Annotated in this window: 12 protein-coding genes, 1 tRNA gene, 1 other RNA gene and 1 pseudogene; 9 read left to right on the top strand and 6 right to left on the bottom strand. The window is 69.4% G+C overall.

Going from position 1 to position 16,903, the window contains the following annotated elements:
* Window positions 1–263 precede the first annotated feature (263 nt).
* The 4 genes and pseudogenes from B4N89_RS15855 to B4N89_RS15840 all read right to left on the bottom strand — a co-directional run bounded on the left by B4N89_RS15855 (window position 264) and on the right by B4N89_RS15840 (window position 4,239).
* Entirely contained in the window at window positions 264–884 is a 621-nt protein-coding gene (locus tag B4N89_RS15855; RefSeq protein ID WP_078976479.1) for a DUF5063 domain-containing protein, read from the bottom strand.
* Window positions 877–1,476, bottom strand: a complete 600-nt coding sequence (gene recR / locus B4N89_RS15850; RefSeq protein WP_078976478.1) for a recombination mediator RecR — start codon at window positions 1,474–1,476, stop codon at window positions 877–879. The genes B4N89_RS15855 and recR overlap by 8 nt, the downstream gene beginning before the upstream one ends.
* A gap of 121 nt (window positions 1,477–1,597) precedes the next feature.
* On the bottom strand, window positions 1,598–1,942 hold the full coding sequence (locus tag B4N89_RS15845; RefSeq protein WP_078976477.1) for a YbaB/EbfC family nucleoid-associated protein: 345 nt from the start codon (window positions 1,940–1,942) through the stop codon (window positions 1,598–1,600).
* A gap of 129 nt (window positions 1,943–2,071) precedes the next feature.
* Window positions 2,072–4,239 (bottom strand): annotated as a pseudogene (locus B4N89_RS15840) (DNA polymerase III subunit gamma and tau).
* A gap of 101 nt (window positions 4,240–4,340) precedes the next feature.
* Between B4N89_RS15840 and ffs the strand changes: the two are divergent.
* From ffs to B4N89_RS15810, 6 genes are all read left to right on the top strand, one after another.
* Window positions 4,341–4,439: signal recognition particle sRNA small type (gene ffs, locus B4N89_RS15835), an RNA gene on the top strand.
* A 62-nt stretch (window positions 4,440–4,501) separates the two neighbouring features.
* Window positions 4,502–4,589, top strand: a tRNA-Ser gene (locus B4N89_RS15830).
* Window positions 4,590–5,286: 697 nt separating this feature from the next.
* Entirely contained in the window at window positions 5,287–6,549 is a 1,263-nt protein-coding gene (locus B4N89_RS15825) for an AAA family ATPase (RefSeq protein ID WP_078976476.1), read from the top strand.
* A 68-nt stretch (window positions 6,550–6,617) separates the two neighbouring features.
* Window positions 6,618–7,232 carry an RloB family protein gene (locus tag B4N89_RS15820; protein ID WP_235618638.1) on the top strand — a complete coding sequence of 205 codons (615 nt, stop codon included), beginning with the start codon at window positions 6,618–6,620 and terminating at the stop codon, window positions 7,230–7,232.
* 88 nt (window positions 7,233–7,320) lie between these two features.
* Window positions 7,321–9,978 carry a type I restriction-modification system subunit M gene (locus tag B4N89_RS15815; RefSeq protein WP_078976474.1) on the top strand — a complete coding sequence of 886 codons (2,658 nt, stop codon included), beginning with the start codon at window positions 7,321–7,323 and terminating at the stop codon, window positions 9,976–9,978.
* Window positions 9,968–11,179 (top strand): restriction endonuclease subunit S, encoded by a 1,212-nt coding sequence (locus B4N89_RS15810; protein WP_078976473.1) that lies wholly within the window; start codon window positions 9,968–9,970, stop codon window positions 11,177–11,179. Before B4N89_RS15815 ends, B4N89_RS15810 begins: the two co-directional genes overlap by 11 nt.
* On the opposite strand, the gene B4N89_RS53005 is transcribed toward B4N89_RS15810, so the two are convergent.
* Together B4N89_RS53005 and B4N89_RS51420 are read right to left on the bottom strand one after the other, a co-directional pair.
* Window positions 11,153–11,380, bottom strand: a complete 228-nt coding sequence (locus B4N89_RS53005) for a DUF397 domain-containing protein (protein WP_321170692.1) — start codon at window positions 11,378–11,380, stop codon at window positions 11,153–11,155. The genes B4N89_RS15810 and B4N89_RS53005 overlap by 27 nt on opposite strands.
* Window positions 11,381–11,497: 117 nt before the next feature.
* Complete coding sequence (locus tag B4N89_RS51420) at window positions 11,498–11,782, bottom strand: Scr1 family TA system antitoxin-like transcriptional regulator (RefSeq protein ID WP_235618636.1); 285 nt, start codon at window positions 11,780–11,782, stop codon at window positions 11,498–11,500.
* Window positions 11,783–11,808: 26 nt separating this feature from the next.
* Here B4N89_RS51420 and B4N89_RS15800 point away from each other — a divergent pair, with 26 nt between their 5' ends.
* From B4N89_RS15800 to B4N89_RS15790, 3 genes are all read left to right on the top strand, one after another.
* A complete protein-coding gene (locus B4N89_RS15800) occupies window positions 11,809–12,051 on the top strand; it encodes a hypothetical protein (RefSeq protein ID WP_201260846.1) in 243 nt (80 codons plus the stop codon).
* 108 nt (window positions 12,052–12,159) lie between these two features.
* Complete coding sequence (locus B4N89_RS15795) at window positions 12,160–15,792, top strand: type I restriction endonuclease subunit R (protein ID WP_235618635.1); 3,633 nt, start codon at window positions 12,160–12,162, stop codon at window positions 15,790–15,792.
* Between the two features lie 4 nt (window positions 15,793–15,796).
* Entirely contained in the window at window positions 15,797–16,603 is an 807-nt protein-coding gene (locus B4N89_RS15790) for a M48 family metallopeptidase (protein ID WP_078976472.1), read from the top strand.
* Window positions 16,604–16,903 lie beyond the last annotated feature (300 nt).

Raw genomic sequence — 16,903 nt, 5'->3', positions numbered from 1 at the left:
CCTCGCTTGATATCTGTGCGGTCGGCACAGTCTAACTAGGCCGCACAGTGGTCAAAGCTTTATTCACATTGTGAGACGTACGTATCACTAAGCGAACAGTCGGAACCGAACGCCCATGTGGGGCACCGGGCGCCGCCGGGTGCGGTGGTGCCCGCCTTACGCCGGGCCCGGGGTGGGACTCCCCCGTGCGCGGGTGTGGTCGGGTGTGCGTGTGGGTGTGTGTACGTGTGCGGGCGTGCGTAGGCGGGCGTGCCTGTGCGGGCTCAGGTGTGCGGGCCGCCGAGGACCACGGCCTCGTCGAGCTGTTCGGCGAGTTCGTCGACCAGTTCGTCGGCCATGGCCTGTCCGGCCGGGTCCAGACTCTCCATGATCGGATCGTCCAGCCGCGCGTGCGAGACCACCGACTGCAGCGCGCGCAGCACGGCGCTCGCGGTGGCGCCCCAGTTGGAGAGGTACGAGAACTGCCACCACCACAGCGCCTCCCGGTTGCGCCCGGCCCGGTGATGGGCGAGCCCGTGCGCGAGGTCGGCGACCACGTCGGCGACGTCGTCGGACAGCCGCGCGGCGACCGGCTTGGACTTGGGCACGTACGGGTCGAAGACCTCGTAGTAGACGTCGATCGGCTCCAGCAGCCGGGACAGCGCCGAGCGCAGCGCGTCGACGTCGGGGTCCGGGCCGGAGTCGGGTTCGAATCGGTCGTCGGGCACCACGTCGGCGATCGCGCCGAGCCGGCCGCCCGCGAGCATCAGCTGCGAGACCTCCAGGAGCAGCATCGACACCGCCTGCTCCGGCTCCTCGCCCTTGGCCACCTCTGTGACGGCCAGGACGAAGCTGTCGATCTGGTCGGCGATCTCACTGGTGAATTCGTTCAGGTCGTCAGACATCGAGCAGTCGTCTCCCCTCGAAGGCACGCCCGAGCGTGACCTCGTCGGCGTACTCCAGGTCGCCCCCCACCGGCAGCCCGCTGGCCAACCGGGTCACCCGCAGACCCATCGGCTTGCACAGGCGAGCCAGATACGTCGCGGTCGCCTCTCCTTCCAGGTTCGGGTCGGTGGCCAGGATCAACTCGGTCACCGTGCCGTCCGCGAGCCGGGTCATCAGCTCACGGATCCGCAGGTCGTCGGGGCCCACACCCTCGATCGGGCTGATCGCGCCGCCGAGCACGTGATAGCGGCCCCGGAACTCGCGGGTCTTCTCGATCGCCACGACATCCTTGGACTCCTCGACCACGCAGATCACCGCGGCGTCGCGTCGCGGATCGCGGCAGATTCGGCACTGCTCCGACTCCGCCACGTTGCCGCATGTGACGCAGAACCGCACCTTGTCCTTGACCTCGGTGAGCGCGTGCACGAGGCGCCGGACGTCGGCCGGGTCGGCCGCCAGGAGGTGGAAGGCGATGCGTTGCGCGCTCTTCGGCCCTACACCGGGCAGTCGGCCCAGCTCGTCGATGAGGTCCTGTACGACGCCTTCGTACACCTACCGTCTCCCTGCTCGTTCCGGTTGTGGGTGCGTTCGTTGTCGGGGGGTTCGTGGTCGGCGGGTTCGTGGTCGGTGGGTGCTTGTCGGTGGGTTCGGCTTTCGGTCGGGCGGATCCGGCTCACATGCCGGGCAGGCCCAGCGGGCCGCCGGCACCCATGCCCTGGGCGAGCGGGCCCATCAGCTGGGACTGCATCTCCAGGGCGGCACGGTTCGCGTCGCGCACCGCGGCGACGATCAGGTCGCCGAGGGTCTCCGTGTCCTCAGGATCCACCGCGGAGGGCGAGATCTCCAGAGCCAGCAGTTCGCCGGCCCCGGACACGGTCGCGGTCACCAGGCCGCCACCGGCGCTCCCGGTCACCTGGGTACGGGCGAGTTCGTCCTGCGCCGCCATCAGGTCCTGCTGCATCTTCTGCGCCTGCTGCAGCAGCTGCTGCATGTCGGGCTGGCCACCACCGGGAAACACCTGGACACCCTTCGTCGCTCGCACGCGGCCTCGCACCGCCTCGGGCGGCCCGCTTCAGCGTGCCCGTCCTGCGGTCGAGCCTACGGCTCCGGGCGGGGCCGACGCGCGGCGACGGCACTGTTCGCGGGGTCAGGTGGTCGGCGACTCGTCGATGATGGTCGCGCCCAGCTCGCGGGCGAGCAGTTCGTGGGTGGACTGGCCGCCGTCGTCGGCGAGGTCCTCGTCGTCGTAGCGGCCGAAGTCCTCGGGGATGTCGAAGTCCGGCTCGGGGGGCGGCGGGGGCGGGGCCTGCTGGGGTTGCGGGCGAGCGGGCGGCGCCTGCGGCGGCGGGGCGGCGGCGGGGGGGCGGGGCTGGGTGGCGGCCTGGGTCGGGGCCTGGGCCTGCGGCGGGGCGGGCGCGGCTGCGGGCGCCGGCGGCGGGGTGCCGGGCCAGGCGCCGGGCGCGGGGGCGGCCGGGGCTGCCGGGGCGGCGGGCTGCCGGTCGGCCGAGGGCATCGGGGCCGGGGCCGGTGCGGAGGCGGGGCGGTGGGTGGGGGCGGCCGTGCCCTCGCCGGCGACGACGCAGTCGATGCGCCAGTCGAGGCCGAACGCGTCCAGTACGGCCTGGCGCACGATCTCGTCGCGCCCGCTGCTGCGGAAGCCCTCGCGGGTGCCGGCCTGCTCGAACGCGAGGGTGAGCGTGGTGCCGTCGAATCCGGCGACGGTGACGGTCTGGAGCATCATCCAGGCGACCCGGTTGCGGGCTCGGACGGCGTCGAGGATCTGCGGCCACATCTCGTGGACACGGGTCAGGTCGCCGGCGGGGGCGGGGGTGCCTGGTGGGGCGTGGGCTGTTGGGCTTGGTGGGGCTGGGGCTGCTGCGCGGGTTGGGGCTGCTCGGGAGCGGGCGGGCGGCCCTGGGCGGAGGGCAGGCCGGAGCCGGCGGCGCGGGCCTGGGGCCAGGCGCCGGGTTGTTGCGACTGTTGCGGCTGAGGTTGACGGGGCGGCGGCTGCTGCTGCGGCTGCTGTACGGGGGGCGGTGGGGCCTGGGTCGGGGCAGGAGCCGGGGCCGGGGCGGCGGCGTGCTGTCGGGCGGCGGGCGCGGGCGCGTCGGCGCGGGCGGGCTCCGGGCCGGCGGGCGCGGCGGGGAGGCCGCCGACGGAGACCCGGCGCTCAAGGCGTTCCAGGCGCGTCTGCAGACCCTGCTCACCGGAGTCCACGGCGGGCAGCAGGACACGGGCGCAGATCAGCTCCAGCTGCAGCCGCGGCGCGGTGGCGCCGCGCATCTCGGTGAGGCCGGTGTTGACGATGTCCGCGGCCCGGGTGAGCCCGGCCCGGCCGAATTCGGCGGCGTGCCGAACCATCCGCTCCATCTGGTCGGCCGGCACGTCGATCAGACCCTTGTCGGCCGCGTCGGGCACCGCGGCCAGGATCACCAGGTCGCGCAGCCGCTCCAACAGGTCGGCCACGAACCGACGCGGGTCGTAGCCCCCCTCGATCACCCGGTCGACCAGCTCGAACGCGGCCCCGCCGTCCTGCGCGACGAACGCCTCGACCACGTCGTCCAGCAACGACCGGTCGGTGAATCCGAGCAGGGAGGTGGCCATCGCATAGGTGACCCCGTCGTCGGCGGCCCCCGCGAGCAACTGATCCATCACCGACATCGAGTCCCGAACCGACCCGGCCCCCGCCCGCACGACCAGCGGCAGCACGGCGGGCTCGACCTTGATCCCCTCGGCCTCGCACACCGACGCCAGGTGATCGCGCAGCACACCGGGCGGCACCAACCGGAACGGATAGTGGTGCGTCCGGGACCGAATGGTCCCGATGACCTTCTCCGGCTCGGTGGTGGCGAAAATGAACTTCAGGTGCTCCGGCGGCTCCTCGACCACCTTGAGCAGCGCGTTGAAGCCCGCCGACGTGACCATGTGCGCCTCGTCGATGATGTAGATCTTGTAGCGCGAACTCACCGGCGAGAAATGCGCCTTCTCGCGCAGGTCGCGCGCGTCGTCCACACCACCGTGCGACGCGGCGTCGATCTCGATCACGTCGATGCTGCCGGGCCCACCGAGCCCCAGATCCCGACACGACTGACACTCACCACAGGGCGTCGGCGTAGGCCCCTGCTCACAGTTGAGACACCGGGCGAGAATGCGCGCACTGGTGGTCTTGCCACACCCTCGCGGCCCACTGAAGAGGTAGGCGTGATTGACGCGATTGTTGCGCAGAGCCTGCATCAGGGGTTCCGTCACGTGCTCCTGCCCGATGACCTCTGCGTAGGTCTCGGGTCGATAGCGACGGTAGAGGGCGAGCGACACGCCCCCGACGATAGCCGGGCCGAACGACAGACGCGGAACGCCGAACCACCCCCACACCCCCACCCGCGCCCGAACCGGGACCCGAGTCGGGTACTGTAGGCCCCGGACCCCCCGTGCGGCGGTACCCTCCTGAACCTCCCCAGGGCCGGAAGGCAGCAAGGATAGGGAGGCTCTGCCGGGTGCACGGGGGGTTCACAGCATCCCGGCCCGCACTCGAATAGGGGTGCGCGAGCACCCACCGACCTCCTGTAAGCTTCCGCACGGAGGATTCGCCTAGTGGCCTAGGGCGCACGCTTGGAAAGCGTGTTGGGTTCACCCCCTCACGAGTTCGAATCTCGTATCCTCCGCCAGCCTGAACAGGCAAAACGTCAGCCCGGATCGTTCCGACGATCCGGGCTGACGTCGTTGTGGTTGCAGTTCTGGTTGCAGTTGGCTCCCAAAACAGTGCCCTTCGGCTGTCTCGTGGCCATCAGCGTTCGGCGGCATTCACAGCAGTTCGGTCGCTGATACCCCCACCATCACGGCCCACCGACGACGACTGAGCACGCACGAGCCGACCGGCGGATTCTGCGGCAGTCCATGCCGTCGGTTGCACGGCGTGGGAAGCCAGCCCGTGTGCCGGTTGTGGCAGAACACGCACCGATTCGCCCTTATACCGAAATGTACTGCCGTGGTTGTGGGTGCCCGGACGGGTTGAGAGGTCGCAAAATGCGCCACGGGGTCGGGGTGTTGTGGAAGATTCAGTGCTCGTCATACACCGGCCGAGGAGCAGTGCGGGCATGGGGCAGGGACGCAAGAAGAACAACGCGCGGGACAAGCGAACACGACGCGATCGGGTTCAGCGCGAGCAGCGCCGTGCGGCAATGACCACCCTCGAAGCTGACGAATCGGCCGCAAAGGCATCACCCGCAACGCCGGTCATCGAAAATATGCCACCAGTCAAGGACTCACAGGTCGACGAAAGCGGCACGCCACCGCAGGCCAGGTGCCAATCGCCGGGCCGATGTCAGTGGCCGCGACTACGCTGAGCGCGGAGAGGAGGACGGTGTGCTGCTGAGATTCCGCGTGGCGAACGTGCGGTCCCTGCGCGACGAACAGGAACTGTCCTTCATCGCGCCCGAGGGCAAGAGCGGGGGCGACGGGTCGGCGAACCCGGTGGAGCTGGCGGGCGGCGGAACCGTGGCCGTCTTCCCGCTCCTCGCCGTCTTCGGTGCGAACGCCTCCGGCAAGTCGAACGTGCTCAGCGCTCTCGGCGACATGCGGCACGCGGTGCTCAACTCCTACGCTCGCTGGGCGTCCTACGAGGGCGTCCCCCGCCACGTCTTCGCGCTGCACCCGAAGAGCGAAAACGAACCGTCCTTCTTCGAGGTCGACATCCTGATCGACTCCGTCCGCTGGACGTACGGCTTCGAGCTTGGCTCGGACCGGGTCGAATCTGAGTGGTTGCACAGCTACCCGCACGGCCGCCGCCAGGAGTGGATGGACCGCGACGCGTCCCGGACCGAGGTCTACAAGTGGCCGGGTAGCCGGATCCGTGATCGGTCCCAACTCGTGCGCCGCACCCGGCCGAACGCCCTGCTGCTCTCCACGGCCGGCACGGACAACCATGCGCAGCTCTCCCCGCTCTTTCACTGGTTCCGGCGCAATCTGTGGTCGATCGACCCGGAGGCCGAACGCCCTCAGCGCGAGACCTTCACCACCCGGGAACTCGCCGGGGACCGCGCCCAGCGGATCCAGGAGCTGCTCAGGGTCGCGGACCTCGGCATCACCGGGGCCTCCGTCGTGCAGGAGGGCCCGGGAAAGAGCTCGGTGAAACTGACTCACCGGTCGGCGGGCGGGGACGTGGCCTTCGACTGGTCGGAGGAGTCCTACGGCACCCGCTCCTGGTTCGCCCTCCTCGGCCCGCTGCTGCTGGCCCTCGACGAGGGCGCGGTGCTGCTCATCGACGAGCTCGACGCGAGCCTGCACTCCCGGTTCGCCGCCGAAGTCGTGCGGCTCTTCCACGACCCCCTCGCGAACCCCAATGGTGCGCAGCTCGTCTTCACCTCCCATGACGCGACGATGCTGACCACCCCCAGCGGGGGGCGACTGCTGGAACCCGGACAGGTGTGGCTGACACAGAAGGACAAGGACGGGGCGACCGAGCTCTACCCGCTGACGGACGCGGACCCGGGCGAGGAGGAGGATCTCACCCAGTCCTACCTCGCGGGAGCGTTCGGCGGCGTTCCGTCCCTGCTCGAGGGGCAGATCGCCCGGCGGCTGGCGACGGCGCGGGAGACCGGGGCGTACGGAGGGGCGGGGCAGGGCTGATGGCACGGCCGCAGCGGGGAACCGACGCGTTGGGACGGTCCTCGAGGGGGTCGGGACAGCGGAGACGGGTGGTCTTCGTATTCACCGAGGGTGAGGTGACCGAGCCCTCGTACTTCGACATCATCACTGAGGTGGGGGTACTGAAGAACCCGGCCGCCAAGGTCGAGCTGCGCATCGCCAACCGGAAGAAGAAGGTAGACCGTAAGCCGATCGACCTCGTCGAGATGGCGGCTGACTTCCTGCGCGAGAAGACCCGCGAAGCCAAGCGCGCGAAGTTGAAGGGCGCTGCCGCCCAGCCGCAGGTCTGGTGCGTCTTCGACCACGACAACCATCCGCGGGTCCCCGAGGCGATGAAACTGGCCAAGGAGGCCGGTGTTCATGTCGCCTTCTCGCATCCGTGCTTCGAGGTGTGGCGGCTTGCCCACTACAAAGCGGTCACCGGTTCGTTCGAGGGGGTGTGCGATCTCGTGGCCGACCGGCTGCCCTTCCAGCGTGGCAGTGAGGACGCCGCCAATCCGAAGCTCGTCCTTCCCGGCCAGGTTCTCGGCAGGTTCGCAGAGGCCCGGGACAACGCGCGACGCATGAACGATCAGCACGGTGACCATGTGCCCAAGTTCAACCGCGACCCGTACACGGACATGCACACCTTCGTCGAGGACGTACTCGGCATCGCCTCCTACTGACGTCCCCGGCAGACCGGCCCGCTGATTTCGGGATGGGGCGGGGCGGCCATAGGGTCGGACCGCCATCTCAGGTCGTAGGGAGTCGTACGTGGCCAAGCTCACGCTCGCCCAGTTGGAGCGGCACCTGTTCGCCGCAGCCGACATCCTCCGGGGGACGATGGACGCCTCCGAGTACAAGGACTACATTTTCGGGCTGCTCTTCCTGAAGCGCGCCAACGACGAGTTCGAGGCGGCCCGGGAGCGGATCGGGGAGCAGGCGAGGAGGGACTGGGGCTTCGACGGCGAAGAGCTCGACGCCTTTCTGGAGCAAGAGGCCCCGTACCGCGAACGCGACGTGCTGTTCGTGCCCGAGAAGGCCAGGTGGCACGAGCTCTCGGGCGTCAAGCACAACATCAACGAGAGCGTGCTGCGCCCCGCCCTGCAACTGCTCGAAGGGCAGAACGAGAAGCTGACGGGTCTCTTCGACCACCTGGACTTCAACCGCATCGGCGGCTCCGGCGCCGCCGCAGGCACGGCGACGCTGGCCGACAAGCGCCTGGAACTCCTCATCGCGCACTTCGGCCGGGTCCGGCTGCGCACGGACGACTTCGAGTTCCCCGACCTGATCGGCGCCGCCTACGAGTACCTGATCAAAGAGTTCGCCGACTCGGCCGGCCGCAAGGGCGGCGAGTTCTACACCCCGCGCGCCGTGGTCCGCATGATGGTCGAACTCCTCGCCCCCACCCAGGGTATGCGGATCTACGACCCGTGCGTGGGCTCGGGCGGCATGCTCATCCACGCCGCGGAGTACGTGGAGGAGCACGGCGGGGACACCTCCGACATGTTCTTCGCCGGCCAGGACGCCAACAGCGGCTCCTGGATCATGTCCACGATGAACATGGTCCTGCACGGCGTACGCCGCTTCGATCTGACCACCGGCGACACCCTGGCAAGGCCGACCCATGTCCCGACCTCGGATGCGGACCGCTTCGACGGGGTGCTCAGCAACCCGCCGTTCTCGATGGACTACACGGCCACGGACCTGGCGCACAGGACCGAGCGGACCTCCTACGGCCTAACCAGCGAGCGCGGCAAGGCCGACTTGATGTTCCTCCAGCACATGCTCTGGGAGACCAAGAAGGAGGGGCGCGGCGGCATGGTCATCACCGTCATGCCCCACGGCGTGCTGTTCCGGGGCGGCGGCGAGCAGCAGATCCGCACGAAGCTGCTGGACGAGGACGCCGTGGAGGCGGTCATCGGCCTCGCCCCGAACCTCTTCTACGGCACCGGCATCCCGGCCTGCATCCTGGTGCTGCGCCCGCCTGGCTGCAAGGACCGGGACAGGGGGGAGGACGAGCCGGAGCGCGCGGGGAAGGTCCTGTTCATCAATGCGGACCGCGAGTACCACGCCGAGCGGGCGCAAAACGTGCTGCTGCCCGAGCACGCCGAGAAGATCACGACCACGTTTCGGACGTTCGCCGAAGTGCCCGGCTTCTCGAGCGTCGTGACCCGCGAGGAGCTCGCCGAGAACGGCGACAACCTCAACATCCGCCGCTACGTGGACAACACGCCGCCACCCGAGCCGCAAGACGTCAGGGCGCACCTGGTCGGAGGGGTGCCGCGCGCCGAGATCGAGGCGAAGAGCGAACTGCTCGACGCGTACGGGATCGGGGCGGACGACCTGTTCACGGAGCGCTCGCCCGTAGACGCCGACTACCTGGACTTCTGGCCGGTCGAAGCCCGCCCCGACCTTGGCGCGCTGGCCCGGCCGCGCGAAGAGGAGCTGCGGGCCGCGTTCGCCGAGTGGTGGATGGCGGAGGCGAAGCACCTGGAAGCAGTGGCCGCGACACCGGAACTGCTCGCCGCGTCCACGGCCTCCGAGCGCAAGGCCGCGCTGATGCGGGCGCGCGGCTCGCTGATGGACTCCTTCGTCGACCGGCTCACCCAGGTCGGCCTCCTCGACCGGTACGCGCTCGCGGGCGCGGTCGCCGGGTGGTGGCACGAGGCCAAATACGACCTGCTCGCCCTGTCGGAGAACGGGTTCACGGGCGTGATCGACGGCTGGGTGGAGAACGTCGAGACCCTGCTCGCCCCCGAACAGGACCCCCGCACGAAGAAGGAGCGCAAGCGGACCGCCGCGGAGCGGCGTCAGGCGTACGACCACAAGCTCGTCGCCGCGATCGCCCCTGACTTCCTGACGGAGCTGAAGGAAGCGGACGCGCGCAAGGCGGACCTCGACGCGAAGTGGAAGGAACTCAACGGGCGGTTGCCGAAGGAGCCGGCGGCAGGGGGTGGCTCGGCGGGTTCGGCGGAGGCCGACGGCGACGGCGACGGCGACGAGGAGTCCGACACCGACGTCGAGGAAATCACCCTCTCGGTGGAGGAGTTGGTGGAGCTGTTGGCGGAGATCGCCGTCGTGAAGAAGGACCGCGCGAAGGCGGGCGCGGTGGTCAAGCGCCTGGAAGCGGACTTCTGGTTCCCCTACCCGAGCGACCCGCCCACCCTGGGCGAGGAGCCGCCCCGTCTGTTCCGTACGCGCGCGGCGCTGGATGCGGCAGAGGAGCGCCGGGTCGTCCTCGCCCTTCTCTGCGACGACCTCGCGTCGAAGTTGAACGGCCACGTGGTCCGCTGGCAGCGGGAGTTGACGACGTCCTACGAGACGTGGGAGCGCAAGTACGCGGTCTCGCTGGCCGAGATCCGCGCAGACGGCGAGCGGGCGACGTCGAAGCTGGACGGGTTCCTGAGGGAGCTGGGTTATGCGGAGTGACGCGTCCGTTCGGTACATTCCCGTGAGGGAACTCGGTGACGTCCGCATGGGCAAGCAATTGTCTCCGGCGAGCCGAGCGGGGGACGGGCAATGGCCCTACCTGCGAGTCGCGAACGTCTATGAGGGACGCATCGATTACTCCGACGTCAATACGATGGCGTTCTCATCGGCCGAACGCGCAACGTATGGCCTGAAGCCGGGCGACATCCTGCTGAATGAAGGGCAGGAGAACCTGATGATGGTTGGGCGGAGTGCGCTGTACGACGGCGAACCTGGAGCCTACTGTTTTCAGAACACTCTGATCCGGTTTCGGCCCGGATCTGTGGTGCTGCCTGCGTTCGCGCAAGCGGTGTTCGTCTGGTGGCGTGCGAACGCGGTGTTCGCCGGCATTGCTGAGAAGACGAGCATCTCGCATCTTGGCGGGAGCAGGTTCGGCAACCTGAGGTTCCCGCTGTTCCCCATTTCTGCGCAACAGCGGATCGTCGACGTGCTCGCAAGCCTTGCGGAGCTGGAACGCGGCATCGAGGCGTCGATCGCCAAGCTGCGCAGCGTGCGGGAAGGGATGCTGCTCTCTCTGGCTGGCGGTCGATCCGACAGTCCCATGACTCCGTTGCGGGAGCTGTTGGATCGGTTGGAGGTCGGCGTTCCTTCAATGGGGCCGGAGGGTGTGCCGAATCCAGGAGAGTGGGGTGTGATGCGTCTTGGAGCCGTGACATCGGGAAATTTCGACGCTCAAAAAATCAAGCGCATTCTGTCGCAGGTCAGAGTGCGTCCCGAACTAGAGATCTCCCGCGGTGACGTGCTAATGGTGCGCGTCAATGGATCCGCTCGTCTCGTGGGATCGGTTTGTGTGGTCGATGAGGCTCCTCGCCGAATCATGCTTTCTGATCTCGTGATGCGATTGGTGGCTGATGCCAGAGTTCTAGACCCCGCCTACCTTGGGGCGGTTTTGGTTGCCCCTCATGTACGACGGCAAATCGTGTCCAAGTTTCGCGGAACCAGTGGTCAGTTCCAGCTGCCTCAAGAAGAGCTGAAGAGCATCGAAATTCCGTTGCCTTCGTTGGTCAGGCAGAGGCAAGGCGTGGCTGTGCTTGCGACTTGTGATCGAAAAATTGCTCGCGAGGCTGACGAACTCGCCAAATTTCGTCAGCTCAAAGCGGGTCTAGTAGACGATCTACTGTCCGGGCGGGTTGCCGTTTAGGTGGTCGGGGGCTGAGGAGTAGAGCGACCCCCGACGCGGTTGCGGGGGTCCGAGCGTCAGCGGGAGAGGGGATCGCAGGGCCGTAACGAACGCGGACCAGCTCGGCGCGGGGAATACGACCGCCGGGCCATCCGGGGTCTCGGAGTCGCGGACGGGGACGGGGACGGAGACGCCCGAGGGGAAGGTATCCGATACCTCCACGCAGCTGCTGCCCGGCGGTGCTGTACGAGGACTTGCGCCAGCCCTCCCACGCGGAGCTGTCCGGAACGCTGCGCTCAGTCATGTCGACGAGTGACTCGGTTAGCGACAGCGCGTCGCTCAGCGCAAGATCGTAGATGGCCTGGAGTCGGGTGACCACAGACGGAGAGGCGCGAAGCCTGCCCATCTGGAGCCCCTCCGAGTATGCGACCGGTTGTTGGTCCACGACATCAGTGTGAGCATGCTTTGCAGCAGAGGGTAAGCGCCAATCCTGTACGGCATCACATGAACCCGCACCCGGCTGGCCTCCATCAGGCAGACCATGTGCCGGATCTGCTCCACCATGACCCTCGGCCCTCCGACTGCGCGATGCAACGCTGCCTCGTCCAGGAGAACCCAAACCACAGGCGTGGCGAATGTGTCGAGAACCCTTGACCGCCGACACCGTCGAGAGCCTCCAACTCGAGATGGCCGCCCGGCTGCTCGCCCGTGCCGCCGACCTGCTGGCCGACATCCGCGCCACCTCCGTACAGCTCGGCTTCCTGGGCGACCGGATGACCGAGGCCCTGCGGGGCGTCGTCCGGATCACCCACAACAGGGGCCACCCGCCTTCCGGCTCCGGAGCGGGAAGAGAGGAGGCCAGGGACCCTCGCGAAGGCGCCGCTGAGCGCTGACCGGAACGAGTCTCCGCGCGGACGTACCACCGCATTCTGGTACGTCCGCACCCCTTTTCGCCGCTCTCTCTCCCGTACTCCTCGCGCGCCCCCATCCCGCCGCGCAGAATGGATCTCCAGTGGACGTACGGGGAGAGGCGCGGGTTCGTGGTGATGCAGGTGGAGCGGGACGAGGTGGAGCGGCCGCTGGTCGCACAGCTCAAGGCGATGGGGTGGACGCACCGGCCGGGCCGCGAGATCGGCACCCTCGACGTCGACAGGCCCCTGCTCGCCGACCTCCTCGACCCGGCCCTGCGCCGGATCAACACCCGGGCCCTGGACGGCGTGCCCTGGATGGGCGCGAGCGACGTCGACCGCGCCATCACGGCACTCGTCCGCGTGCCGCTCGGAGAGGGGATCGTCAAGGCCAACCTGGCGGCCACCGGGCTGCTGCTCAGCGGACTCGTGCTGAGCAAGCCCTCTGCCGGGCACGGCGGGGCGTCGGCCACGGTGCAGTACATCGAGTGGCACCCCGACCGGGTCGGTCTCAACGACTTCACCGTGGTCGACCAGCTCCGGGTCAGGAACCGCGCGGGCAAGGACTCCGTCCTGGACGTCGTCCTCTTCGTGAACGGCATCCCGCTCGTCGCCGTCGAATGCAAGAGTCCCGACCTCGCCGAGCCCGTCCGCGAGGCTGTTCTCGACCTTCGGCACTACGCGGGCAACCCGGTCGTAGAGGAGGGAGCGCGGGCCCGTCCGGCGGAGGGGCCCACCCGGCCCGCCGGCGTACCTGAGCTCTTCCGCACCGTGCAGTTGCTCGTCGCGGCGAGCGGTGAGACCGCCCACCTGGGGACTGTCACCTCCGGCCCCGAGCATTTCCACCCTTGGCGCAGCGTCGAGCCCGAGGACGGCAGCACCCTGCGGCGTGAACTCCTCACGGCGGGGCTCGTGCCGGCTGCCGACGGGTCCGCGCTGGCCGCACTCGGCGAGCAGCAGAAGCTGGTAGGCGTGGTGCTGCGCCCCGCGGCGCTGCTCAACATCGTGCGGCACTACGTGATCGAGCTGCCCGTCGAGACCGACTCCGGCGCCACGCTGACCGTCAAGGCCGTTGCCCGCCACCAGCAGTACCGGGCCGCCGAGAAGGCTGTACGGCGGCTGCTCGACGGGCGGCCCCGGAGCGGGCCGACGACCGAGGACGAGCGCGGCGGCGTCATCTGGCACACCCAGGGCTCCGGCAAGAGCCTGACCATGACCTTCCTCGTCCGGCGGGTCCACGCGCACCCGAGGCTGAGCGAGTTCACCGTCGTGGTCGTCACCGACCGCACCCAGTTGCAGACGCAGCTCACCGAGGCGCTGGACACGAGCGGGTCCGAGGTCGTGACGGCTGACACCCGCACCGAACTGGAGGGCCTGCTGCGAGCGGGCGGCCGGCGGGTCGTCTTCGGGATGATCCAGAAGTACGGGGTCGGGCTCACCTTCTCCGGCGACGCCGAGCAGGACGAGGACGGCCGCGACCTGGCGGAGGAGTACGCGGAGGCCGAGCGGACCCGCGCCGGGAAGCGCGCCGAGGTGGCGCCGCCCGTGCCGAACTTTCCCGAGTGCAACACGTCCCCCGCCATCCTCGTCCTGGTCGACGAGGCACACCGCTCGCACACCAGCGTGCTGCACGCCGCTCTGCGCAAGGCCGTCCCGAACGCGGCGAAGATCGGGTTCACCGGAACGCCCATCACTACCGGGCGGGAGGAGGATACCCGCCGGATCTTCGGGCGCGGTGACTCCCCGCGCGGCTTCCTGGACGAGTACCGGATGGAGGACGCCGAGCACGACGAGGTCGTCGTCCGCATCCGCTACGAGGGGCGCACCGGGGAGGGCGAGGTCAAGGACGGGGCGGGCCTCGACCGCCGGTTTGACGACCTGGTCCGCGACCGCACGCCGGAGGAGAAGGCCGCGCTGCTGAAGCGGTGGCCCACCGGAAGCGACGTCGCCGAGTCCGAGCCGATGATCGCGGCCAAGGCTGAGGACATGCTGGAGCACTGGGTGACCACCGTGCTGCCCGGCGGCTTCAAGGCGCAGGTCGCGGCCGTCAGCCGGAAGGCCGCCGTGGAGTACCACCACGCTCTGCGGGCGGCCCGCGACCGGCTGCTGGAGGAACTGGAGGGGTACGACCCCGAGTCGGTCGCCGGCACTCCGCCGGAGAGGCTGGAGGGCCGACTGCGCTATCTGCACCAGGCCCACCAGTTCCGGGCCCTGCTGCGCCGGATCGACTTCGTGCCCGTCATCTCTCCGAGCACCGGCAGCAAGCACGGCCAGTGGGCGGAGTGGACCGACTCCAGGCGGCAGGAGGCGTACATCGCGCGCTTCCAGAAGGCGTTCCCGCTGCTGCCCCCCGATTCGGTGTGGGCCCAGGCGACGGCGGTGACTCCGCCGGTTACGACTCCCGAAGCGGAGGCCGCCGACCGGAACGCGGATCATCCCTGGTCCCACGCCGTCACAGAGCCCCACGCGTCCCGGCGCGGGGCCGTGCCCGACCCGGTGCACCCCGACAGTCCCATCGCGATGCTGATCGTGAAGTCGATGCTGCTCACCGGCTTCGACGCCCCCCGCGAGCAGGTCCTCTACCTGGACCGCCCGATCCGCGGCGCCGAACTGCTCCAGGCCGTCGCCCGCGTCAACCGCCCGCACCCAGGTAAGGAGATCGGCTACGTCGTCGACTACTACGGCGTCTTCGGCCATCTGAACAAGGCGCTGGCCGGATACCGGGAGGCCGACCAGCACGACACGATGCGCAGCATGTCGGTGGAGATCGAAAGTCTCGAACCCGCTGCCGCCGCCGTGCGCGGCCTCCTCCGCGACCTCGGTGTCACGGACGCCGACCTGACCGACCCGGTGCGACTGCGTGCCGCCCTGGACCGGTTCGAGGACGAGCGCACCCGGCTCGCGTTCGACACGGCACTGCAAAATTTCCTGGACACGATGGAACGCGTACTGCCACACGAGGCTGCCCTCGAGTACGTGAACGACGCCCGGCACTGGGGGCTGCTCCAGAAGCGCGTGCGACGCCTGTTCCGGGACGCCGAGGGCGGCACGTTCACCCTCCGCAGATACGGCCGGAAGGTCCGGGCCATGATCGCCGACCATCTGGAGGGGCCGGAGATCGAGGAGGCGATCCCGCCGGTCTGGATCACCGCAGACGGCTTCGACGACGCGGTGCGCGGCCTGCCGCCCCGCGAGGCTGCGGCCGAGATGGGGCACGCCTTGCGGTTCCACCTGGAGGAGCGGGTCCGGCGGGAGGACCCGGAGAAGTACCAGCGCCTGTCGGAACGCCTTGAGGAGATCCTCCGGACCACTCCCGACCGGTTCGAAGAGCAGGCCGAGAAGTTCGCACGTCTGATCGAGGAGGCCAGGCAGGAGCACGAGGAGGACCCGGAGGTCGCCGGCCTCAGCCCGCTGGAGCAGAGGACCTACCGCCTGCTGGTCCAGCTCATGGCGGACAGCACCGAGGTCAGGAAAACCGGGGACGACCTCCGCCCGCTCGTCGGTCAGCTGTGCGACGTGGCGGCCGAGACCATGGTGAAGGTGTCCTACCAGGGGCAGAGCCAGGACTTGGCTACCTTGGCCGGGGTCATCCAGGGAAGGCTACTGGCTGGCGGGCTCCGGCCCGCGGACAAGGACTGGGCTCCGCTGAAGGCGATGGCCGAGCGACTCGCCTCCTTCGCGAACGACAACCGCCGCCAGTTCCTGGGCAGGGCGAGAGGAGAATAGGAGGGTGACCGCACCCGCCGAGAAGCATGCCGACAGCAGCCAGGACACCCTGGCAGACGTCTGCCTCCCGGGGGGTGTGTCGATCGACATCGACGGGTTCTCACTGCGGGTCCGCGCCCACCCCCGGCGCAAGCGGTTCGCGCTGACCGTGGAGCCCGACGCCACCCTGACCCTGCACACCCCGCCGGACCGCACGGCGGTGGAGGCCGAGGACTTCGTCCGGGCCCACCGCCATTGGCTGGTCACCAAGCTTGGCGAGCGGGAGCGGACCAGGTCCCTGCACCCGGCCAAGCACCTGGCCGACGGCGAGGTGTTCCGCTACCTGGGCAGGACCTACCGACTGGCGATCTCCGACGGCTCCTCCGAGGACGGCCGGGTGCGGCTGATGGCCGGGCGGCTCGTGATGGCCGGGCATCTCGCCGAGCATCCGCCGGCAGGGCGGGCGGCCCTCGTCGACTGGTACGCCCGGGTCGGCCGCGCCTGGGCCGTCAACCGGTTCCAGCCATGGGCGGCTCGCATGGCGGTTGCCGAACCGGAGCTGGAGGTGCGCGACCTCCAAGACCGCTGGGGGTTGTACCGGCCGGATGCGCGCGGGGGCGGGCCGGGGCTGATGGCCTTGGGCTGGCCGCTCTTCCAGCTGCCCATGCACCTGGTCGACTACGTCATCGCGCATGAACTCGCACACGTCCGAGTTCCGGACCACGGGGACGCCTTCTGGCGGCTCCTGGGCCTCGCCCTGCCCGAGTACGCGGCCCGGCGGGCCGAGCTCGACGAGGTGGGGCGGCGGATGTGGATGGGAGACCTGCACTGAAGCAGGCTTTCGTCCTTGGCGTCACAGCTGGTCGGCGTGGAGGATGAAGCCCGTCGAACCGGCGGGGGCGCTCAGGCTCCGAGATGGAGGGGGCACCGCCGGCGTCTGCACGTTCTTGGGGGTGCGGGAGGTGGCTCCGATCCCACCTGCCATCGACCCGGGCAAGCCGAGCAGCCGCGGCCCAGGGCGTCAAGGTCGTACGTCCAGCAGGGCGCTCCACCTTGACGCCCTGAACCACGCCCGCTCCACAGAAGTGCGGGCCGACGGCAGACGGGATGGAAGCAAGGGCGGAGGCGGCTG

The organism is Embleya scabrispora (assembly GCF_002024165.1).
Taxonomy (GTDB): Bacteria; Actinomycetota; Actinomycetes; order Streptomycetales; family Streptomycetaceae; genus Embleya; species Embleya scabrispora_A.
Note: the sequence above shows the minus strand (reverse complement) of the source record. Positions and strands in the feature narration are given on the sequence as shown.

Excerpts from the sequence above, each read along its gene's own strand:
- B4N89_RS15855 (WP_078976479.1), bottom strand. The coding sequence starts at position 884 with ATGTCTGACGACCTGAACGAATTCACCAGTGAGATCGCCGACCAGATC.
- B4N89_RS15810 (WP_078976473.1), top strand. The coding sequence starts at position 9,968 with ATGCGGAGTGACGCGTCCGTTCGGTACATTCCCGTGAGGGAACTCGGT.
- B4N89_RS15795 (WP_235618635.1), top strand. The coding sequence starts at position 12,160 with ATGGATCTCCAGTGGACGTACGGGGAGAGGCGCGGGTTCGTGGTGATG.